Source organism: Neptunomonas marina (assembly GCF_004005935.1).
In the GTDB taxonomy this organism is placed as follows: domain Bacteria; phylum Pseudomonadota; class Gammaproteobacteria; order Pseudomonadales; family Balneatricaceae; genus Neptunomonas; species Neptunomonas marina.
The window spans coordinates 16,130-37,771 of sequence record NZ_SACQ01000013.1 but is presented as its reverse complement, the minus strand read 5'-3'; the positions used below and the strand labels follow the sequence as shown (position 1 = coordinate 37,771).

Genomic DNA, 21,642 nt, shown 5'->3' with positions numbered 1-21,642 from the left:
TAAAAAGATGTTCTAAAACAACACGTTATCTTCGTTATGACTCGTTGTCTTTGTCGTCCTTTCGGTGACTCCCTCAGCGAGTGGAGGCGTATTATAGAGACCTCCCTTCTGCCGTCAACACTTATTTGTAAAAAAGTGGAAATTTTTCTTTTCTGATAAATGTAACCGTTTAAAACGTATACTGTTTATCACTGTATCGACGATCGCGCTTTCGACAAGACGAGGTATCCATCATGCTTTCCATACCTGATCTGAAACCCGAGAAGCACTACAACGCTGTCGGCATACTCACAAGCGGCGGCGACTCGTCGGGGATGAACCCAGCCATCCGCAGCATCGTGCGCGCCGCATTAAACAGCGGAGTCAAGCAAGTCTTTGGAGTTCGCAGGGGCTATCAAGGTTTGGTGTCGGATGATATCACTTTGATGAGTTCTCGCTCTGTTACAAATATCGTTCAGAAAGGAGGCACCGTTTTAAAGAGCGCTCGCTGCCCTGAGTTTTCCGACCCATCTGTTCGCGACGTTGCTGCGCGTAACTTGAGTTCACGTGGAATCGAAGCTCTTGTCGTCATTGGTGGAGACGGCTCACTGACGGGTGCACATATATTGTGTCAGGAACACGGCATTCCGGTGATTGGATTACCCGGAACGATCGATAACGACATTCCCGGCACTGATGACACTATAGGCTTCGACACGGCCGTAAATACTGCAGTAGAGGCGATTGATAGAATTCGGGATACGGCCCGATCACACGAGCGCCTCTTTTTAGTCGAAGTGATGGGACGTAACTCTGGGTTTATCGCAACACAGGTGGGTATTGCTTGCGGCGCAGAGATGGTCGTCGTACCTGAATACGCATTCGACTTTCACGATCTATGTATTACGTTAGCGGAGCGCCACTCCAAAGGACAAGGTTCTAGCGGCATAATCGTTGTTGCCGAAGGCCGAGATCCCGATCTTACCCATCGCCTAGCTGCGCAGCTAAAAGCGCAAGGCCAAGACCCTAAAATCTCGATACTTGGTCATATACAGCGCGGGGGCAGTCCTTCAGGGCATGACCGAATGTTAGCATCCTGCTTAGGCACCGCTGCCGTTGAGTATCTACTAGCAGGCTATAGTGACATCATGGTTGGCGTTCACAAAGGAGCTATCGTCGATGTGCCGCTACAACGCGTTATCGAAGAGAAGAAGGTTCTAGATAGGAAGCTGTTCGATATCGCGGCACTACTGCACAAGTAGTACCGCAAATAAACATTAATTAACCATGGCGTCCTGCCACAAACGGATTGGTCTTGCGCTCGTGGCCGAGTGTTGACTGTGGCCCGTGTCCTGGGATGAACCTCACACCATCGCCTAAAGCGAATAATTTTTCAGTGATGGAGTGAAGCAACTCGTCATGGTTTCCCCCGGGGAAATCCGTTCGCCCGATAGAGCCTTGGAATAAAACATCCCCTACTTGCGCAACATTCGACTCGGCATCATAAAACACGACATGCCCTGGCGTATGCCCCGGACAGTGAAGCACTTGAAGCACACTGTTACCAACTAAAACGGTATCGCCATCTTCTAACCAACGCGTTGGCTCGAAACTTTCAACCTGAGGAAATCCAAACATTTGGCTTTGCTGTGCGAGCTGCTCTATCCAGAAACTATCACCGCGATGAGGCCCCTCTATCGGTACACCAAATTGCGCAGCAAGCTCAGCTGTACCACCAGCATGATCAATATGCCCATGTGTTAGCAAAATTTTCTCTAGGGTTAAGTCATTTTGCTCTAATACTTTCGTTATTTGGCTAATATCTCCACCAGGATCAATCACCGCTGCTTTGCATGTTTGTTCACACCAAGCAATGGTGCAGTTCTGCTGAAAAGCGGTAACCGGTACGACTGAAAACTTCATAGCGCCTCAAATGTTCAACGTTTAGATAGTTCGATTATGCGCACTCCCTTTTATGGGTCAACCCTAGGGATTATCGAACGCCTTCACCATCGACGCTAATTGACGCTGCATATCTCGTAGCTCGCGAGAGGCGGCATCCGTATCATCTGACGCACGCGCTGTCATATCACTGCGCTGGCGAAGCATTTCTACGTTGCGTTGGATCTCATCGACGACAGCGGTCTGCTCTTCGGCGGCACTAGCAACCCCAACCGAACGTTCTGCGATCTCATCAATGGTGCGGCTCAGCTCGTCGAAACTGATCTTAACGCTATCCGATAACTCACTGCTGTGTTGCACCCGATCACGCGACATCTCGAGTGTTTTGACGACTTCAGCAACCGACCCGACGATGTTGTTAACCGTTTGCTGGACACTGGAAGTCGAGTCTTTAGTTCGAGTAGCCAATGTGCGCACCTCATCAGCCACCACAGCAAACCCACGGCCATACTCACCTGCTCTGGCAGCTTCTATCGCTGCATTCAGCGCTAGCAGGTTTGTCTGTTCGGCTATCTCAGTTATCACACTGATGACCTGCTCAATCTCAGCGGTGCTCTGCTTTAACTTTGTTGATTCGGCTTCAGCCAAATACACTTGCTCATGAACACTTTGGATCGCACTGACCACCTGTTTTAAATCCTGCTCACCTTGGGCCGTTTTACCTTTAGCATCTTGCACAGCGTTCGATGTCGATACCATATTCTGGGCGATCTCTACTGCAGATGATGCCAGCTCGGTGACCGAAGCGGCGACCATATCAGTTTCATGGTTTTGCTGAGAAACACCGGATCTAGTCTCACCGACAGCGTTCTCAACAAGACCAACGACCTCGCTCACTTCCCCAGCAAAATCATCGATTCTGCCTAATACCGTATGCATCCGTGCCGACTCCATCTGTAACGCCAGCTCAATTTGCCCAAACTCATTACGCTGATGGGAGAAAACGTGCTGTGCCAGCGGCGCATCGGCAATCGCACGTGACCTATTAACAAGATGCTGAATCGGGCGCCAGAAGAAGTGGCTAAAGCCGACAATAGCGGTTAACTGCAAGAGGGCAAAAAATCCAGCAACATACCAAGGCGCTTGTAACGTAAGGTAGCCGCCAAAGAGTAACGACAGTATCGAGAAAATCACCAAGGCAGTAGGCGCAATAGAAAATGTTTTAATGCTAAAGCGACCTTGCGCTGCATTAATCTTTTCGTACAACTGGCCCGCGCGCTGAACTAGCTTTGGATCGGGTGTTACCCGCACCGATTGGTAGCCAACTTTTTGGCCATCCACATAAATGGGAGTTACGTAGGCATCCACCCAGTAGTAGCCGCCATCTTTACAACGATTCACAACGATGCCGCGCCAAGCTTCCCCTGACCCCAGTGCGTCCCACATGTCTTGGAACGCGAGCTTGGGCATAAAGTTGTGCCTAACCAAATTGTGAGGGCTGCCTATTAGCTCCTCTTTTGTAAAGCCACTAACCTTGATGAAGTCTTCGTTTGCATAGGTGATTGACCCCTTGAGATCGGTGGTTGAGATCAGACGACTGCCCTGTGGGATCTTGACCTCCGTTCCTGTAAGTCCAAAATTTGCCATAACTCTATCCATGAATCCTGTGAACTTATAAACCGGCCACCTTAAAAGTAGCAGATATTTCTCAGGCCTCCTCCCAAAAAATAGCGATGGGCGCATTGATTCACATCAAAAGTAACCTCACTAGTACCTCACTACGAGGCCGATATACACACTAGAAATTAACAATGCAGCCATATTATTCCGCACACGCAATAGAGCTTTTGCTAAAATGTGTCTCTAGACAACACCGGAAGATAAGCGCCTGATATGCAAGCATCTTATGAAAAACAGTTTGAAGCTCTGCGCCCGAAGCTCATCGCTTTTACACTTCTTCAAGTCCAAGACAGAGGTCATGCAGAAGATCTTGTGCAGGATGCCCTGATCGGCGCCCTTGAGGGGTTATCAACCTACCAAGGCAATGCGCAGTTTGATACTTGGGTGTACAGCATTCTGCGTAATAAGCTCGTTGACTATATTCGTCGTGCAAAGCGTGAACGCGAGCGTTTCGTCTCTGACGAAGATGAGATCGATATCGACTCCATGTTCGACGAGCGTAGCCATTGGGACTTAGATGCAGCGCCCAGCCATTGGCACAGCCCAGAGGATCTGCACTTGCGCAGCAATTTTTGGGAAGTGTTTGATTTTTGCCTACTCCACCTACCCACCAGCACAGCGCGCGTTTTTGCCCTGCGCGAGTTGATGGATCTGGAAACTACCGAGATTTGCGACTGTCTAGATATTTCAGAACAGAATGTTTGGACGATTTTGCACCGCGCTCGGCTTAAGCTTCGCGGTTGTTTAGAGAAGGGCTGGTTTTTGAAAGGAGAGGCTGTATGAAGTCCTGTGTAAAAGCATCCTACTTGATGTCAAAACAGCTCGATACGCCGTTGAGCTTCAAAGAGAAGACGATGCTAAAAGTACATATGGCGATGTGCAAAAACTGCCGCCGCTGCCATACTCACCTGAACGCGATCCATGACTGGTGTCACCAGCGCCACGATAAAGAGCTTAGCGCCAAATAGCCGCTTTTAGCGTTTTTCTTTATCCGCTTTTTTCGCTAAATATTGCCTGTCCATCTCGCCATACTGGCGCTCATACGCTTCAGGGTCTGAGCGCCACAATCTGAACAGTTTGCGGTCATGCTTAGCCATAGGGGGTGGGTTAAGCCGGCGCTGCCGAATAGTTTGATAAGTTACCGGAATAAACGCAAATAGCACCAACGCAGCCACAGCAAGGTACTTTATCAGCTCATCAGACATACATTTCTCCACGAAACAAAAAAGCCGCTCTAAGCGGCTTTTTGGGTCACCCTAAGAAAAACCTTAGAGCTTATGATATAGCTTAGAGCCCGTCTCTTTAAACTCTTGCGACTTCTCTCGCATACCCTCGTCCGCTTGTGCATGAATCGCAGCCACTTGCGCATCATCCAACTCACGCACCTCTTGCGAGATCTTCATAGAGCAGAATTTAGGGCCACACATCGAGCAGAAGTGCGCCACTTTAGCCGACTCTTTTGGCAGCGTTTCATCGTGATATGCACGCGCAGTATCAGGATCAAGACCGATATTGAACTGATCTTCCCAACGGAACTCGAAACGCGCTTTCGACATCGCATTGTCGCGGATCTGAGCACCTGGATGGCCTTTCGCCAAGTCGGCAGCATGCGCGGCGATCTTGTAAGTAATGATGCCGGTTTTCACATCATCTTTGTTTGGCAAGCCAAGGTGCTCTTTCGGTGTTACGTAGCACAACATCGCACAACCGTACCAACCAATCATGGCAGCTCCGATACCTGACGTGATGTGGTCATAACCAGGCGCGATATCAGTCGTCAACGGGCCTAACGTATAGAAAGGCGCCTCGTGGCACTCTTTCAGCTGCTTATCCATGTTCTCTTTGATCATATGCATAGGAACATGGCCTGGGCCTTCGATCATCACCTGTACGTCATACTCCCAAGCGATCTTCGTCAATTCGCCCAGCGTTTCCAGCTCAGCAAACTGCGCTTCGTCGTTAGCGTCGTAGACAGAACCAGGACGTAAACCGTCACCTAGCGAGAAGGCAACATCATAAGCGGCACAGATCTCACAGATTTCACGGAAGTGCGTGTAAAGGAAGTTCTCTTTGTGATGCGCTAAGCACCATTTCGCCATGATAGAGCCACCACGCGACACGATACCCGTCATACGTTTCGCCGTCATTGGCACATAACGCAGCAATACACCCGCATGGATCGTAAAGTAGTCCACACCCTGCTCTGCTTGCTCAATTAGCGTATCGCGGAACACTTCCCAGCTTAGATCTTCTGCAACACCGCTAACCTTCTCAAGTGCTTGGTAGATTGGCACCGTACCGATAGGAACTGGCGAGTTACGTACGATCCACTCGCGAGTTTCGTGAATGTTTTTACCCGTCGAGAGGTCCATGATCGTGTCCGCACCCCAGCGAGTACCCCACGTCATCTTCTCTACTTCCTCTTCGATCGAAGAGGTCAGTGCCGAGTTACCGATATTACCGTTAATCTTCACCAAGAAGTTACGACCGATAATCATCGGCTCTAGCTCTGGGTGGTTGATATTACATGGGATGATCGCGCGGCCTTCCGCCACCTCTTTACGTACAAACTCAGGCGTGATCTCTTCTGGAAGCTGCGCACCAAAGCTGTGGCCTGGGTGTTGCTGCGCCACCACATTACCTTCTGCTTTGCTTTTCGCTAGCTTCATATTCTCGCGAATCGCGATATATTCCATCTCTGGAGTCACGATGCCTTGACGCGCATAGTGCAACTGCGTGACATTCTTGCCCGCTTTAGCACGGCGTGGTTTGCGCTGCAGATCAAAGCGCAAGTGATCTAAGCGAAGATCAGCTTCTCGCGTGCGGCCATACTCTGAGCTCAACCCGTCCAGCAGCTCTGTATCTTCACGCTCTAAAATCCAGTTCTCACGTAACGGCTGCAGACCTTTTCTTACGTCAATATCTGCTGCAGGGTCGGTGTAAGGGCCCGAGGTATCGTAAACATACAACGGATCATTGCTCTCGCCACCAAAACCTGTGGGCGTTTCATCGAGCGTGATCTCACGCATTGGCACACGGATGTCAGAGCGGCTACCCTCAACATACACTTTGCGTGACTTTGGAAACGGCTGCACAGAGTTCTGATCGACCTCTGCACTCTGACTCAATACTTTTTTGTCTGTCATCATCACACCTACTATGGCTAATGCGGCTTTTGTAAAAAAGCTCTGTTTATTGTTGCTTGGACTGCCACAACTGATAGAAGTGGTTCACAGGACCATGCCCGCGTCCAACATGTAGTTGATCTGCTGCGTTGATCGCAGCCGTTATATATTCTTTGGCCTCTGTCACTGCACTCGATAAGTCTCGCCCGTGAGCGAGCTCTGCAGCAAGCGCTGAAGCCAATGTACAACCCGTACCATGCGTATTAGTAGTGCCAATACGCGGAGCTTGGAGTGCCAGTGACTGGCCTCGCATATAAAGCAGGTCGGTACTTGTATCACCTTCACCATGTCCGCCTTTCAAAAGCACCGCTCTAGCCCCCTGTTTACACAGGGCCTGTGCTGCCGCTTCTGGGTCGTTAGTTACCTTTTCAACCGACCAACCCAACAGGGTTGCAGTCTCTGGGATATTGGGTGTAATCACCGTTGCCAGGGGTATCAGGGACGAGCGGACAGCATCGACAGCTTGCTCATGCAGCAGTAAGTCACCACTGGTTGCCACCATCACCGGATCAACAACTAATGGAATCGCTGGAAACGCACGCAGCACATCGACCACAGTTGCCACAATTTCAGCGTTGGCCAACATGCCCGTCTTGATGGCAGCAACGTCAATATCGTCAAAAACAGCATCGAGCTGCGCCTTTACAAAGGCACTCGACACCACTTCAACGCCAGTGACGCCACACGTATTCTGTGCGGTCAGCGCAGTAATCACCGAGAGCCCGAAGGCACCGCGTGCAGAGATCGCTTTAAGATCAGCTTGAATACCGGCACCACCACCACTGTCTGAACCAGCAATAGTGAGCACATTAGGGATAGAGGGGGATAACATCTGACAGCAACGCCTCCGCAACATAGATATTCGCTATACGCGGAGCTCTGATCAGATCGATACAACTTACCATATAAAATGCTCTCGATTTCCTACGTCGGCACTAACCGAATCAGGTTCCACGGGTTTAATCTCAGCCAAACGTCAGTTCAGCACCCCGACAAGATTTACGCCAGTTTAAGTAGTTCGGTTCAGGCTGTCTATATTGCGTCCAAAAGAGTTTTCACACCGAAGTCTTAAAATTAGGACTTTTTCCTATGTTAAATTTTCGGACCTCAGCCATAATGATTCACGTGGATCTCCTGTTCATGGAACGAATTAAAGGATGGCCCCGGCCGCAGAAAGGACACAAGGATGTAAGCAAGGAAGCCTTGGTACTGCAAGGAAAATGGAAGCCAAAGGGAAGGCCTCGCAAAGGAATTGTGAGGCCTTTTTTATCAGAATCACTTTCTGACAAACAGGATAATGGCGCGGTACAGGATGATAGACCAGCTGGACGCTGAGCTGTATTCAGCAAACGGAGCTGAGGGAAGAGTGCTGCCAAGGATAACGGACACGGAGCGTAACAAGGCGGCAAAGGAAGTAGGACTGACGGAAAAGGCTTAGGATGAGTCAGCCAAGATGGCAAAGGAACTATCAACCGCACAGGGACACCAGAAAGCAGGCCTCGTTGTTGTATCGCGAGGCCTTTTTTATTGCAGCCCCGATACCTTTAATGCATCACCCGGCCAAATGCGATCGACCATATCAACAACCGGCTCCTTCGCACCATTCGCTATCCACTGTGCCACAACACCCGCACTTTGATTGAAGGCCATCGGCGCACTGCTCGGCTGCGCTAACCAGACACCAAGCGTATCAATATCCCAAGATGATACAACGGTTGCCAAACCCAGCTCACTTAAGATCTTGGCATTTGACTGCTGCTCCCATTGACCAGACATTGGCAACGATAACAGCTTTTTACCGTACTGCAACGCCTCGCTAGCAAGACCAAACCCGCAGTTAGAGATCACACCACCGCTGTGCGCCATATGCTGCTCAAAGCTCTGTCGACTCAAGGGGTGGTAGGTCACATTTGCGCAGGGCTGTACCGCGTCACATCGACAAAACACGTGGAAACGATGCGTCGGAAAAAAAGCGAACAAGCGCTCGAGCGTAGCCTTTTGTTCAAAGGGCAGATAAACCAGAATATCGCGTTCATTGTCACTCGGCTCGAAACTCGGTTCTGCAATTAAAGGCGGAATGTTGTTACCGCCAAAAGCGTCCCAGTGAACACCAACAGCCAGATCAACCGGTGCAAAAAGCTTAATGCCAGGCTTCAACAGTTTAGAGTAACCGCCATCTGGTAGAGGGTTAAGAAAGGCATACTGGTGTGCCAAACCGATACTTCGAACACCTTGCTGCTTTGCTGCCCACGCACTGATGGGCTCAAAGTCAGTGATCACGAGATCATAATCGGTAAGGTCCAGTGCGCGCGTATCGCGCCGAAACTGCCAAATATCATTACTGACCAGCGTATCAAGTAAGTTGACTCGCCCGCCATCAGCTAGCTTGAAAGTTAGCCCCTTACGCGTTTCAAAATGGCCAAAACACTCCATATCGAAAAACTGATCAGCAGGCCGACCACTAAACAAATAGTCAACCTCAACACCGGCTGCGACCAAGGCAGGAGCCATCACTCTGGCACGTGTAATATGGCCATTTCCAGTAGCTTGAACGCCATATAGCACTCTCATAGCAACACCAAGAACGTCGCCCACTCTTGAATCGCTAGCTCAGCACACAAAATACCGAGCACTGCGCCAGCGGCGATATCACTGGGGTAGTGAACCCCCAATAATACTCGCGACAAACCAATCAGCATCGCCATAAAGTAGGCGAGCTCTCCGAACATGGGGTAGTAAGTCGCGATAAGTGTAGCGAAGACAAACGCAGCTGCTGAATGACCAGAGGGAAAGCTAAAACGATCGGAGGGCTGAATCACGGCATCACTCACCACAAAGCCACAAGGCCGATTACGGCGAATGATATTTTTCAGCAGCAGGTAAAGCGGCAGTTCTATTAAAAAGGCTAGCAGCCCAACGAATAGAAACAACTCCCCAGCGTTTGGCTCGAGCAACGCGAGCCCAGCACCAAGAAGCGCATAAAGCAGACCATCGCCTAACGAGGATACCCAGCGGCTCAGATCAGCAATCTGCCGATGCATACGCCGATGAGTTTGGAACCAGTGAAACGCCGACGTATCAAGCGCCGTAATACGATGAAGTGATAACACGCGCCGCAGCTCCTGATCAGGATAGGATGTTTAAGGCATTATCCGATCAGTGCAATGACGCTTTTGTTACATGAATTTGAAGCTTTAATGACTCACCTAACGCTGACAATCTGCACAAAAAACGGTGGCACGCTGCCCCTGCCTGATCTCGCTAAGCGCTGTTCCACAGGTGACGCAAGGCTGACCGCCACGGCCATATACGTTGAGCGACTGCTTAAAATACCCCGGCTTGCCTTCACTATTCACAAAGTCACGTAGCGTCGTTCCACCCTGCTCAATCGCCGCAGCAAGAACCTGCTTGATCTCAGCCACCAAGCTCGTCATACGCTCATGAGAGATGCGCCCCGCTTGGCGGCGCGGGTCGATACCCGCCCGAAATAACGCCTCATTCGCGTAAATATTGCCTACACCTACAACCACTTGGCTATTCATGATGTGCTGTTTAATCGCAACCCGACGCTTCGCTGCGCTGCGGTACAGGTAATCGCCACTAAAGTCATCACTCAGTGGCTCAGGGCCTAAATCGGCCAATAACGGATGTAGTTTCGTAAGATCATCCCACAAAACACTCCCAAACCGGCGCGGATCGTTAAGGCGCAGAATAGCCCCGTTCTCCATACAGATATCCACATGATCATGCTTACCCGCAGCCAGCGGTTCAGTCAGCACCCGCAGGCTACCCGACATCCCCAGATGCACCAACACAACCCCCACAGGTGTCACGAGCTGTAAGTACTTACCACGTCTTTCAACACGTTCAATGGGTTCACCTTTAATCGCTTCAAGCGCGCTCACCGGTACCGGCCACCGTAATGATGGCTGGCGCACATAGCACTCAGCGATACGCTGCCCCTTGATATGAGGCTCGATTCCACGGCGAGTTGTTTCAACCTCGGGTAGTTCAGGCACTGATTATTCCTACTCTTTACGGCTCGGTTTGAGCACAAGATACACGCCAAGCACGGTGATACCAATACCCACCAGCGATAGCGGCGCTAATGACTCCTCAAACAGCAGCCACGCCTCGAGCACGGTGACAGGTGGCACGAGATAAAAGTAGCTTGCCACACGTGCCGACTCCCCCTCTCGAATCATATACATCAGCAGCAAAATGGCCGCTACTGACAACCCGAACACCAACCACGCCAACGCCAAGATCAACTCGCTTGACCACACCACCTCGCGCGACTCAAAGCTAAAGGCGAGCACACCCATCCATAGTGCCGTTGCCAAGTATTGGTAAAAGGAGCCGGCCACCAGATTGACGCCACCACCAAAACGCTTCTGATAAAGCGTGCCGATCGAGATCGCAAACAACGCAACTAACGCAGCCGCTAGCGCCTCGGGCCTTAACTGGATGTTCGACAAATCCTGCCCAGCCCCAACCACCAGCGATACACCACATAAACCGCACAACAAACCAGCCAGCTGTAAACGTGATAGCGGCTGCTGCAGCCAAAAACGTCCGATCAGTGCAGTTAACAGCGGCTGCAGCCCAACGATAATTGCGGTAATACCTGCGGGCATATCCCAATTAATCGCAGCAAATACCCCCCCAAGATAACCTGCATGTACCAAACTTCCGGTCACCATTTGATGCGCACTTTGCGCGAGGCTCGGCCATGCAGCTCTAAGCCACAAGATCAGCACAAAAAAGACCGCCAGCGTCGCCAACATCCGGATAAATAGGAAGTAAAACGGCTCGATGTACGGTAAACCATACTTAGCCCCAATAAACCCCGTACTCCATAGCAGTACAAACAGTAACGGCACAAAAGGAACCAAGCGGCTTTTCAACGCTTCCATAGCAAACAACACTCTGAATAATCTTCGAATAGTGCAAGCCTAGAGCAAAGTCAGCAGTTCAGGAAAGTGACACGCGCCGTCATTTTTATTGGGTACACAAAAAACCAAATGCTAAGATATTTAGCTCATAAGTCTAATCTGTACCCAAGTCATGAAAGCATACCAACGCGTAGTTGATTACATCGAACAACGAGCCGCCCAAGGCGCATGGCAACATAACCGTTTTTTACCCTCTGTTCGCGCCCTCTCGCAAAGCTTGGGCGTTAGCAAGAACACGGTTCTTCACGCCTATCAACTGCTTGAAGCGAAACATGTGATTCGCGCTGTGCCGCGCCGCGGCTTTGAACTCGTTCAGTCGGTGCCTGCCAAACCTCATCCGCCCAGACCCGTAGTCCTCGGCGCAACGGCGCTCGATATTATCGGCCCCGCTCAGCGTGAAGCACGCGTAGTCTTCGGTAGCGCAAATCCAGACACCACACTCAATGGACGTAAGGAGTTTTTTAAGACCCTTAGCCGCGCGGTGCGCCGCGAAACTCAATCGAGCGATGCGGTCTACACCTTTCATGAATCACCACCCGGGCTGGCGGCACTGCGCGAGCAGATTGCTCTACGCACGCACAGTGGTACTCAGGAGATAGATAAAGAGGAGGTGATCATCACCAACGGAGCGCAAGAGGCGATATCGCTCGCGCTGCGCGTCGTCACCTCACCAGGGGACAATGTCATCGTCGAATCGCCGTGCTTTTATGGCACCTTACAATGCCTTGAAGCGCTGGGCCTCAATGTTATTGAGATCCCTAGCGATGCCGAAGGCATCTGCCTTCACGCACTCGAAAGCGCGCTAAAAAGCTGGTCAACCAAAGCGATCGTCTTAAACCCCAACGCGAACAACCCAACCGGCTTCATCATGCCCGAAGCCAATAAGCGGCGTTTATTGGCTCTCGCCAACCAATATGATCTCGCCGTTATCGAAGATGATGTATTTGGCTCGTTAATTCACCACAGTCAACGCAATAGCACCCTCAAAGCACTCGATACCGATGGGCGCGTTATGCTATGCAACTCCTTCTCTAAGATATTAGATCCTAGTTTACGCTTAGGATGGATCGCAGCAGGGCGTTACTTTGATCAGGTCAACTACCTCAAATACGTCACGACATTAGCAACCTCAGGCATCATGCAACATGCCGCCGCCGATTGGCTTAGCTCCGCTAACTATCCCCGCCACCTCAAACACCTTCAGGGGCGCTATCGCCAAAAACGTTGTGAGTTTCTTGACGCATTAGCCAATACGCTAGCACCAGAAGTACAAGTCATACCGCCACAAGGTGGTTTTCTCTGCTGGCTGCAACTCCCCGAGACGTGCGATGGTGACCGTATCTACTTGGAGGCCAAAGAGCATGGCATCAGCTTAACTCCGGGGAGTTTATTTGGCACGCTAGGACAGTTTAAACACTGTATCCGGCTTAACTTTGCGCTCTTCAATCGAAGCGGCGAGCAGATGCAAGCATTGGAGAGGGTTGGCCAACTCATAACAGAGGCCACCTAGGACAAAACGGCCAGCGTTTCAGGCAGGGGGATAAATAGCGGGCACAAAAAAACCGGCCTAAGCCGGTTTTTTCAGAGAGCAAAGATCTTACTTGATCTTAGCTTCTTTGTAGATAACGTGCTTGCGAACAACCGGATCAAACTTTTTGATCTGGAATTTTTCAGGCATGTTACGCTTGTTTTTGTCTGTAGTGTAGAAGTGACCTGTTCCGGCAGATGAAACCAGACGGATCTTCTCACGATTACCTTTAGCCGCCATCGTCTAGCTCCTCTTAAACTTTCTCACCACGGGCACGCAGTTCAGCAAGAACTGTGTCGATACCCTTCTTATCAATGATACGCATACCTTTAGAAGATACACGCAGACGAACGAATTTGTTTTCGCTCTCTACCCAGAAACGGTGCCAGTGCAGGTTTGGTAGAAAACGACGACGCGTTTTGCGTTGTGAGTGGGAAACGTTATTTCCCGTTACTGGGCGCTTGCCAGTAACCATACAAACTTTAGCCATTTTAATAAGCCTCTAACGGTTAAAATCACTTCTATTCAGCTGTCTATTGGCTAGATAAAACCGAGCTAGCCTCAGGCGGAGCGTCTGTACTGAAGACAAATATCCCGTACCATGAACAGAAGGCGCATAAGTGTATAGAAAAGCATCAGTGATTACCAACACTAATTTACTCAAACGCTTAATTGTAGAACGCTCAGCTCACTGATACTCAAAGCAGGCCTCTACATTAGGCCACGTTCAGCAAAAGAGACGGCGTGTTCATCCCCCACCACAATATGATCCAGCACCGTAACATCAACGAGCGCCAGCGCCGCCGCTAAGCGTTCTGTAATCTGCTGATCAGCCATCGAAGGCTCTGCCACACCCGATGGGTGATTATGGCTTAAAATAACCGCGGCGGCGTTACAGGCTAACGCACGTTTAACCACTTCCCGCGGATAGACAGAAGCCGCGTTGATTGTACCGAAGAACAACGGTTCAAAGCGCAAAACACGGTGACGATTATCCAGAAAGAGACACGCAAACACCTCACGCTGATGATGCCGCAGTTGCGCAGTGAGATAGTGCTTAACCAGCGCCGGGTTGCTCATCTGCTCGCCTTTCTCAAGCAGCGCCTGCAAGTGACGACGCCCCATCTCAAGTACCGCTTGCAGTTGAGCGTATTTCGCAGCACCCAATCCTTGCGCGGTGCAAAACTCAGTTTGCGAGCTCTCCAACAAAGGTCTTAAACCGCCAAACTCCTGTAACAAGTTGCGTGCAAGATCAACAGCACTGACACCTTTAACGCCGGTACGCAGAAAAATGGCCAGCAGTTCGGCGTCCGATAGAGCCGCAGGACCTTGCAGTAACAACTTTTCTCGTGGCCGCTCTTCAGCGGGCCAGTCACTAATCGCCATAAAACACCTCCTTGTGCAGCAATGGCAGATGAAAAATCTTGTGTGCTCTACGCAAGATTTTCGCAAAGTGGTATCTTACACCGCTTGAACGCAGTTGCGTAATAACGGGTATTGCAAGGTATGCACAGACTAACAAACAAACAGATCGTACTTGGAATCACGGGCGGGATCGCCGCGTACAAAAGTGCTGAGCTAGTGCGCGCACTCAAAGGCGCAGGCGCTGACGTTCGTGTTGTAATGACGCCGGCGGCAACGGAGTTCATTACACCGTTGACGCTGCAAGCACTGTCCGGCAACCCTGTGCATTTGGAGCTGCTCAACCCGGAAGCCGAAGCCGGTATGGGACATATTGAGTTGGCAAAGTGGGCTGATCTGCTTGTAATCGCACCGGCGAGTGCCGACTTTATGGCCCGCTTAGCTGCGGGGATGGGCAATGACCTCCTCACAACTATCTGCCTTGCAACCGATGCGCCGATTTGCTTAGCCCCTGCGATGAACCAAGCCATGTGGCGCGCACCACAAACCCAGCAAAACGCAAAACAGCTGCAGCTAGATGGCATCACCCTGTGGGGCCCCGCTGAGGGCGAGCAAGCCTGCGGTGATACTGGCCCAGGCCGCATGATGGAACCTTTACAGCTGCTCGATCACATCGCTGATCGTTTTGACACAGGTAGCCTTGCAGGACGTCGCGTAGTGATTACCGCAGGCCCTACCCGTGAGCCATTAGATCCCGTGCGTTATATCTCCAACCATAGCTCTGGCAAGATGGGCTTCGCGCTTGCAGAAGCCGCAATGAACGCCGGTGCCGAGGTCACGTTAATTAGTGGGCCGGTCAACTTAGCAACGCCAGCGCACGTAAAACGCATCGATATTACCAGCGCGCTCGATATGCTGGATGCAGCACAAAGCACACTGGAGCACTGTGATATTTTCATCGCCTGCGCAGCGGTGGCGGATTACCGCCCAACCTCTGTCGCCGAGCACAAAATCAAGAAAGGTAACGAAGAGATTATGGAGCTTCACTTGGTGAAGAACCCCGACATCGTTGCCACCGTAGCCAGCGCGCCGCAGCGCCCCTTTACGGTAGGGTTCGCCGCCGAAACACAAGATGTGATCAGCTACGCACGCGGCAAACTGCAACGCAAGAAGCTCGACATGATTATCGCCAATGATGTCTCCCAAGCGGGCATCGGCTTCAATTCCGACGAGAACGCCGTCACGGTGGTCACTCACGATACCGAAACAGCTATTGCACAAACCGGCAAGCGCCAGCTCGCCAATCAACTGATTGAGCAGATCGCTCACCAATATAAGACAACACAATGAAACAGCTACAAGTAAAGATTCTCGATAGCCGTATCGGCTCTGAATTTCCATTACCGGCTTATGCAACACCCGGCTCAGCGGGTCTTGACCTGCGCGCCTGTCTGGATGCACCACTCACACTTGAGCCAGGCCAAACAGAGCTGATTCCCACCGGTATGGCAATCCATATCGAAGACCCAAGCCTGTGCGCGATGATCCTGCCTCGCTCGGGTTTAGGCCATAAGCATGGCATTGTTCTGGGCAACCTCGTGGGTCTGATCGACTCAGACTACCAAGGTCAGCTATTTGTATCCTGCTGGAACCGTGGTGCAACAACCTTCACCATCGAACCGGGCGAGCGTATCGCCCAGCTCGTGCTCGTGCCTGTTGTTCAGGCAAGCTTTGATATTGTGGATGAGTTCTCAGACTCCGAGCGCGGTGCCGGCGGTTTCGGTTCCTCTGGACGCGCATAACCCCTCTTAACCAAGGACGTAACCATGTCTTACACAATCGATCAGCTCAACGAAGATATCTTCCGCGCTTATGATATCCGCGGTATCGTCGGCGAAGCTCTCACTACTCCCGTCGTTTATCATTTAGGGCGTGCGTTTGCGGCACAAGCCCTCGCTCAGGAGACACAAACCGTTGTGGTTGGAGCGGATGGCCGCCTGAGTAGCCCTGAGCTCAAGGATACACTGATCGAAGGTTTGCGCGATGGCGGGGTTGATGTCGTTGATGTTGGCTTTGTTGCCACTCCCCTGCTTTACTTTGCTGCCAACCACACCAAAGACCAAACCGGTGTCATGATCACGGGTAGCCATAACCCGAGCAACTACAACGGCTTTAAGATGATGATTGCGGGTAACACTCTCGCAAACGAAGAGATCCAAGCGCTGAAGCGCCGCATTCTTGAAAGCGACTACACCGAAGGCAACGGCAGCTTAACACAGCAAGATATCCGTCCGGCTTATCGTAAGCGCGTTGCCGAAGATGTCACACTCAAGCGTCCATTGAAAGTGGTGGTCGATAGCGGTAATGGCATCGCCGGTGATGTGGCGCCGCAGCTACTCGAACAGCTCGGCTGTGAAGTAATTCCGCTCTACTGCGATGTGGATGGCAACTTCCCCAACCACCACCCCGATCCGGGCAAGCCTAAGAACCTGATCGATTGTATCGCTGCCGTTAAAGAGCACCAAGCTGATGTTGGCTTAGCCTTCGATGGCGACGGTGACCGGGTTGGTGTTGTGACGCCAAATGGTAGCATCATCTACCCCGACCGCATCATGATGCTCTTTGCCGAAGATATTCTGCAGCGTAACCCAGGGGCTGAAATCATCTATGACGTGAAGTGTTCACGCCTATTAGGTGAAGCGATCCGCCAAGCCGGGGGCAAGCCAACCGTTTGGAAAACAGGCCACTCACTTATTAAGCGTAAGATGAAAGCAACAGGCGCATTGCTCGCGGGCGAGATGAGCGGTCATATCTTCTTTAAAGAACGCTGGTTTGGCTTTGACGATGGCATCTACAGCGCGGCACGCCTGCTAGAGATTCTGTCTCTACGTGATACCTGCTTAGATACTATTTTTGCGGCCTACCCAGAAGACATCAGCACACCAGAGATCAATATCGATGTGCGCGATGACAACAAATTTACCATCGTCGAGCAGATGCAGCAGCAGAGCTATCCCGACGGTGACGTCAGCCTGATTGATGGCGTACGCGTTGACTACGCGGATGGCTGGGGGTTAGTGCGCGCTTCCAACACCACGCCGGTACTCGTGTTACGTTTTGAAGCGGCCACGGAAGAGGCTCTCAACCGAATTCGCGACACGTTCCAACAGTACTTGTTCGCCATTGATAAGACGCTTGTTATCCCGCACGAATAGGATAACGACCGAAAATACTTAGGAGTAACCAGAACCATGCCTTTAAACCGCAAGCAAGCGATGACCACTGCCGAGGTCTTAAGCGAAGCTGTTCCTTATATCCAGCGCTTCGCTGGTAAGACCATCGTGATCAAGTATGGCGGCAACGCCATGACGGATGACAACCTCAAGAACAGCTTTGCCCGCGACATCGTTATGATGAAGCTGATCGGCCTAAACCCAGTGGTCGTGCATGGTGGCGGTCCACAGATCGGCGACCTACTTGAGCAGCTTAAGATCGAATCGCACTTTATCAATGGTATGCGAGTCACCGACTCAAAAACCATGGATGTAGTGGAGATGGTACTTGGCGGCATGGTGAACAAAGAGATCGTTGGCCTGATCAACAGCAATGGCGGCAAGGCGATCGGTCTGACAGGTAAAGATGGTCACCTGCTGGAAGCTCGCAAACTGCGCGTTAAACACAAGCGTCCAGAGATGGAAGCGCCGGAAATTATCGACATTGGCCATGTTGGCGAAGTTGAGAAGGTGAATAAGTCTGTGCTGCGTATGCTTGAAGACTCTGACTTCATCCCCGTGATCGCGCCGATCGGCGTCGGTCCAGATGGTGCATCGTACAACATCAACGCAGATCTCGTGGCTGGCAAAGTAGCGGAAACGCTACAAGCTGAGAAACTGATTCTACTGACCAACATTGCCGGCCTGCTCGATAAAGAGGGGAATGTCCTGACCGGTTTATCCACTGAGCAAGTCGATGGCCTGATCGAAGATGGCACCATCCACGGTGGTATGCTGCCGAAGATAGGCTGCGCACTGAGCGCGGTGAAAAGTGGTGTGGTTAGCGCTCACATTATCGATGGCCGAGTTGAGCACTCCTGTTTGCTCGAGATCTTCACCGATGAAGGTGTCGGTACTCTGATCACGAATAACACGTTATAAGCCATGAACGACGCAACACAACTCTCCCGCCGCGAGCAGATTCTGCAATCGTTGGCGCAGATGTTAGAAGTTAACCCAGGGCAGCGCATTACCACCGCGGCTCTGGCGCGTGAAGTCGGTGTTTCCGAAGCAGCACTGTATCGGCACTTTCCTAGCAAAGCGCGGATGTTTGAAGGCCTGATCACCTTTATCGAAGAGACGATCTTTTCCCGCGTGACCATGATTACGGGATCCGATACGCCGGCTGTGCGCCAATGTGAGCAGATACTCACGCTTTTGCTGGCCTTCGTTGAGCGTAATCCGGGGATGGCGCGTATTTTGACTGGCGACGCCCTTGCTGGCGAGACTGACCGTTTGCGCGGCCGCATCCACCAGCTCTTTGAACGCTTAGAAACGCAACTTAAACAGGTACTGCGCGAAGCGGAACTACGTGAGGGTCTGCGCACCGAAACCACAGCGGGCATTTCGGCAAACTTGATGCTCAGCTGCACAGAGGGACGCATTCGCCAGTTTGTCCGGAGTGAGTTTCAACGTAAACCCACTGACAACTGGGCAGACCAATGGCAACGCTTGGCGAGCGGTATCTTTCGTCCCGCTTAATTCGTTGGGCAGGGTGTTCCATCCCATAAATAACAAGCCTGCTGAGCGACCGGCTCAGCGGGCTTTTTTGTGGCCTTTTTAAGCGCCATATCCGATCGCTGCGTTGCCTCACGCTGAATCATCAACAAGGCTGAAACAGAAACCAATTGAATACCTAGCTCATCAAGCTGCGGTATCGCCTGTGCGAGGAACCGAGTGGTTGAGGGGTAAGGGTGGCCGATCACTACCGCTTTACCAAACTTACGCGCAATGCGTATCGCACGGTCAAACTGCGCCTGCATAAACTGCTCAGACCGTTCATGATCTAAAAAAATATCCCGCGTGAGTGCTGGCACGCGTGCAGCTCTTGCTGCACTTAAGGCAACACTGGTTGGCGTTGTACGGCTATCAACAAAATAGATACCGCGCTCTTTTGCAACGTCCATCAACCATGCCATCGGTGCCTTTTTCTGGGTGAGTAAGCTCCCCATATGGTTGTTAAAGCCCACCACATGCGGCACCCAGTCTAAATTATCGCGGAGCGTTTGCTTTAGCTGCTGCTCGGTCTGGCGCTCGGTTAATCCGCCAGGGCCTAGCGGCTTTCGCAACGTATTTGCCATCGGCGCATGCAGCATAATTTCTTTGTCGTGCGCAAAAGCCATGTTAGCCAGTGCTTTACCATGTGCCGAAAACGGCAGCACAGCATAGGTAACAGGCCCCGGAAGTGCTATTGCCGCAGCGCCCTGATGATAGCTGTTCCCAATATCATCAATGATAATGACGATTCGTGGTGGCCATGGCGGTGATGCTGCGTAACTCAAGGTAGCAGACAGCAATAACGACACAACACATGCAAGTTTATAAACTGTATTCATACATCCAAGTACTTAGCTTGCCTGACGCTGGGCATTAAATATCGCCAACAACGCAGAGAAGCGATAAAGAAAAGGCCCATCAATGACGGGCCTTCTCGACGAGCAAAAGCATCCAGTTACTTTTGTACGCTACCGATGATAGAGAGCGCCTTCAAAAGATTCAGCGCCTCATAAAGTTGGTAATCACGTTGCGCTAGATTTTGGGCTGCCTCAGCCACGGCAGCTTGTTCCGCAGCTTTCGCATCTTCGTCGCCATTGGTTAAATGGCCTGTAAGGTCCTTCTCTTTGATCAGAGTTCGGCCCTTCACGCGTTTGAGCTCTGCATTTTCCACCACAACATCAGGCTGAATGCCATCGGCCTGAATGGAGCGACCGCTCGGGGTAAAATAACGCGCAGTGGTTAACTTAAGCGCTCGCTTGTCGGTAAGTGGCAGAATCGTCTGGACCGAACCTTTACCAAAACTCCCCGTGCCCATAATGATGGCGCGTTTATGATCTTGCAGCGCGCCAGCAACAATCTCGGAAGCGGATGCTGAGCCGCTGTTGATCAAAACAACCACTGGGACATCAGGAACCAACGTCTCTTGTGTTGCATTAAACTCAACATCAGAGGTCGGTAAGCGCCCCTCGGTATAAACAATCTTACCGTCATCAATAAACGCATCAACGACGCTAACCGCTGCCTGCAGCACGCCACCAGGGTTATTGCGCAGATCAAGCACTAAGCCTTTCAGCTCGTTTGACGCTTGTAATTTTTCGAGTGCTTTTTCGAGATCTTGGCCAGTCTTCGCTTGGAACTGGGTGATACGAATATAGCCGTAGTCTTCATTTAACATTCGCTGCTTAACGCTGGTGACCTGAATCACATCACGCACCACGGTAATCTCAAGCGGCTTGTCCTCACCGTCACGTAAAATCGTCAGCACAACTTCCGATCCCGCTTTACCGCGCATTTTGCTGATCGACTCATCCAAGCTCATGCTTTTCACCGAGTCGCCATCGATACGTGTGACGATATCTCCAGCTTTGATGCCCGCTTTCGTAGCAGGCGTATCATCAATCGGGGCAATAACGCGGATAAAGCCATCATCCATCGTAATTTCGATTCCAACGCCGCCAAACTCGCCAGACGTATGTACCTGCAACTCTTCAAAGGCCTTTGGCTCGAGGTAGGTGGAGTGTGGGTCCAACCCAGCGATCATGCCGCGAATGGCATCCTCCAAAACCTTCGCATCATCAACCGGCTCAACATAAGCGCTCTTTATGCGATCAAACACCTCACTGAAACGACGCAGCTCTTCAAGCGGAAGCGTCTTCGCCTCTTGCTCAGAGGTCGGCGCTTCATCAGCCATGGAAAAGGCGCTTAAACTCAAACCCAGCGCAACACCGGCTAACTTAATTGCATTCCTCATACAGAAAACCCTTTCTAAGAGGCGTGAGCCT

The 21,642-nt window shown here is 51.3% G+C and carries 23 protein-coding genes and 1 riboswitch; of the genes, 9 read left to right on the top strand and 14 right to left on the bottom strand.

The features are described from left to right. The first annotated feature begins 233 nt into the window (after positions 1 to 233). On the top strand, positions 234 to 1,241 hold the full coding sequence (gene pfkA / locus EOE65_RS17525) for a 6-phosphofructokinase (RefSeq protein ID WP_127696155.1): 1,008 nt from the start codon (positions 234 to 236) through the stop codon (positions 1,239 to 1,241). A 19-nt stretch (positions 1,242 to 1,260) separates the two neighbouring features. Here pfkA and EOE65_RS17520 read toward each other — a convergent pair whose 3' ends face one another. Together EOE65_RS17520 and EOE65_RS17515 are read right to left on the bottom strand one after the other, a co-directional pair. Next, entirely contained in the window at positions 1,261 to 1,902 is a 642-nt protein-coding gene (locus EOE65_RS17520; RefSeq protein ID WP_127696153.1) for an MBL fold metallo-hydrolase, read from the bottom strand. Positions 1,903 to 1,965: 63 nt separating this feature from the next. After that, positions 1,966 to 3,528, bottom strand: coding sequence for a methyl-accepting chemotaxis protein (locus EOE65_RS17515; protein ID WP_164847156.1), 1,563 nt, complete (start codon positions 3,526 to 3,528; stop codon positions 1,966 to 1,968). A gap of 246 nt (positions 3,529 to 3,774) precedes the next feature. Here EOE65_RS17515 and EOE65_RS17510 point away from each other — a divergent pair, with 246 nt between their 5' ends. Together EOE65_RS17510 and EOE65_RS17505 are read left to right on the top strand one after the other, a co-directional pair. Beyond that, positions 3,775 to 4,344 (top strand): sigma-70 family RNA polymerase sigma factor, encoded by a 570-nt coding sequence (locus EOE65_RS17510; RefSeq protein WP_127696148.1) that lies wholly within the window; start codon positions 3,775 to 3,777, stop codon positions 4,342 to 4,344. After that, positions 4,341 to 4,529, top strand: coding sequence for an anti-sigma factor family protein (locus EOE65_RS17505; RefSeq protein ID WP_127696146.1), 189 nt, complete (start codon positions 4,341 to 4,343; stop codon positions 4,527 to 4,529). Before EOE65_RS17510 ends, EOE65_RS17505 begins: the two co-directional genes overlap by 4 nt. Before the next feature lie 6 nt (positions 4,530 to 4,535). Here EOE65_RS17505 and EOE65_RS17500 read toward each other — a convergent pair whose 3' ends face one another. The 7 genes from EOE65_RS17500 to EOE65_RS17470 form a co-directional block, all read right to left on the bottom strand. Continuing rightward, positions 4,536 to 4,766 carry a hypothetical protein gene (locus EOE65_RS17500; protein ID WP_127696144.1) on the bottom strand — a complete coding sequence of 77 codons (231 nt, stop codon included), beginning with the start codon at positions 4,764 to 4,766 and terminating at the stop codon, positions 4,536 to 4,538. A gap of 63 nt (positions 4,767 to 4,829) precedes the next feature. Then, a complete protein-coding gene (gene thiC / locus EOE65_RS17495; RefSeq protein WP_240657034.1) occupies positions 4,830 to 6,707 on the bottom strand; it encodes a phosphomethylpyrimidine synthase ThiC in 1,878 nt (625 codons plus the stop codon). Positions 6,708 to 6,753: 46 nt separating this feature from the next. Continuing rightward, positions 6,754 to 7,578 (bottom strand): bifunctional hydroxymethylpyrimidine kinase/phosphomethylpyrimidine kinase, encoded by an 825-nt coding sequence (gene thiD, locus EOE65_RS17490; protein ID WP_127696142.1) that lies wholly within the window; start codon positions 7,576 to 7,578, stop codon positions 6,754 to 6,756. Between the two features lie 71 nt (positions 7,579 to 7,649). Further along, positions 7,650 to 7,748, bottom strand: a riboswitch (TPP riboswitch). A 522-nt stretch (positions 7,749 to 8,270) separates the two neighbouring features. After that, on the bottom strand, positions 8,271 to 9,317 hold the full coding sequence (locus EOE65_RS17485; RefSeq protein ID WP_127696140.1) for a glycosyltransferase family protein: 1,047 nt from the start codon (positions 9,315 to 9,317) through the stop codon (positions 8,271 to 8,273). Next, positions 9,314 to 9,856 carry a phosphatase PAP2 family protein gene (locus EOE65_RS17480; RefSeq protein ID WP_164847155.1) on the bottom strand — a complete coding sequence of 181 codons (543 nt, stop codon included), beginning with the start codon at positions 9,854 to 9,856 and terminating at the stop codon, positions 9,314 to 9,316. The genes EOE65_RS17485 and EOE65_RS17480 overlap by 4 nt, the downstream gene beginning before the upstream one ends. Before the next feature lie 96 nt (positions 9,857 to 9,952). After that, complete coding sequence (gene mutM, locus EOE65_RS17475) at positions 9,953 to 10,765, bottom strand: bifunctional DNA-formamidopyrimidine glycosylase/DNA-(apurinic or apyrimidinic site) lyase (protein ID WP_127696138.1); 813 nt, start codon at positions 10,763 to 10,765, stop codon at positions 9,953 to 9,955. Between the two features lie 9 nt (positions 10,766 to 10,774). Next, positions 10,775 to 11,662 carry a DMT family transporter gene (locus EOE65_RS17470; RefSeq protein WP_127696136.1) on the bottom strand — a complete coding sequence of 296 codons (888 nt, stop codon included), beginning with the start codon at positions 11,660 to 11,662 and terminating at the stop codon, positions 10,775 to 10,777. 151 nt (positions 11,663 to 11,813) lie between these two features. Here EOE65_RS17470 and EOE65_RS17465 point away from each other — a divergent pair, with 151 nt between their 5' ends. Then, positions 11,814 to 13,211, top strand: coding sequence for an aminotransferase-like domain-containing protein (locus tag EOE65_RS17465; protein WP_127696134.1), 1,398 nt, complete (start codon positions 11,814 to 11,816; stop codon positions 13,209 to 13,211). Positions 13,212 to 13,298: 87 nt separating this feature from the next. Here EOE65_RS17465 and rpmG read toward each other — a convergent pair whose 3' ends face one another. The 3 genes from rpmG to radC all read right to left on the bottom strand — a co-directional run bounded on the left by rpmG (position 13,299) and on the right by radC (position 14,615). Continuing rightward, positions 13,299 to 13,469: a 50S ribosomal protein L33 gene (rpmG, locus tag EOE65_RS17460; RefSeq protein ID WP_127696132.1), complete on the bottom strand. Its 171-nt coding sequence runs from the start codon at positions 13,467 to 13,469 to the stop codon at positions 13,299 to 13,301. Between the two features lie 13 nt (positions 13,470 to 13,482). Next, a complete protein-coding gene (gene rpmB / locus EOE65_RS17455; RefSeq protein ID WP_127696130.1) occupies positions 13,483 to 13,719 on the bottom strand; it encodes a 50S ribosomal protein L28 in 237 nt (78 codons plus the stop codon). 221 nt (positions 13,720 to 13,940) lie between these two features. Continuing rightward, the gene (gene radC / locus EOE65_RS17450) at positions 13,941 to 14,615 is read right to left on the bottom strand and encodes a RadC family protein (protein WP_127696128.1); all 675 of its coding nucleotides are present in this window, start codon (positions 14,613 to 14,615) and stop codon (positions 13,941 to 13,943) included. Between the two features lie 120 nt (positions 14,616 to 14,735). Between radC and coaBC the strand changes: the two genes are divergently transcribed. From coaBC to slmA, 5 genes are read left to right on the top strand one after another with little or no spacing between them, the layout of a single operon-like run. Further along, a complete protein-coding gene (gene coaBC / locus EOE65_RS17445; protein WP_127696126.1) occupies positions 14,736 to 15,941 on the top strand; it encodes a bifunctional phosphopantothenoylcysteine decarboxylase/phosphopantothenate--cysteine ligase CoaBC in 1,206 nt (401 codons plus the stop codon). Then, a complete protein-coding gene (dut, locus tag EOE65_RS17440; RefSeq protein ID WP_127696123.1) occupies positions 15,938 to 16,393 on the top strand; it encodes a dUTP diphosphatase in 456 nt (151 codons plus the stop codon). The genes coaBC and dut overlap by 4 nt, the downstream gene beginning before the upstream one ends. Before the next feature lie 24 nt (positions 16,394 to 16,417). Next, positions 16,418 to 17,806: a phosphomannomutase/phosphoglucomutase gene (locus EOE65_RS17435; protein ID WP_127696121.1), complete on the top strand. Its 1,389-nt coding sequence runs from the start codon at positions 16,418 to 16,420 to the stop codon at positions 17,804 to 17,806. A gap of 36 nt (positions 17,807 to 17,842) precedes the next feature. Then, positions 17,843 to 18,745 (top strand): acetylglutamate kinase, encoded by a 903-nt coding sequence (gene argB / locus EOE65_RS17430; RefSeq protein WP_127696119.1) that lies wholly within the window; start codon positions 17,843 to 17,845, stop codon positions 18,743 to 18,745. A gap of 3 nt (positions 18,746 to 18,748) precedes the next feature. Next, positions 18,749 to 19,345: a nucleoid occlusion factor SlmA gene (gene slmA, locus EOE65_RS17425; protein WP_127696117.1), complete on the top strand. Its 597-nt coding sequence runs from the start codon at positions 18,749 to 18,751 to the stop codon at positions 19,343 to 19,345. On the opposite strand, the gene EOE65_RS17420 is transcribed toward slmA, so the two are convergent. Continuing rightward, a complete protein-coding gene (locus tag EOE65_RS17420; protein ID WP_127696115.1) occupies positions 19,342 to 20,199 on the bottom strand; it encodes a divergent polysaccharide deacetylase family protein in 858 nt (285 codons plus the stop codon). The genes slmA and EOE65_RS17420 overlap by 4 nt on opposite strands. Positions 20,200 to 20,315: 116 nt before the next feature. Continuing rightward, entirely contained in the window at positions 20,316 to 21,611 is a 1,296-nt protein-coding gene (locus EOE65_RS17415) for a S41 family peptidase (RefSeq protein ID WP_127696113.1), read from the bottom strand. Positions 21,612 to 21,642 lie beyond the last annotated feature (31 nt).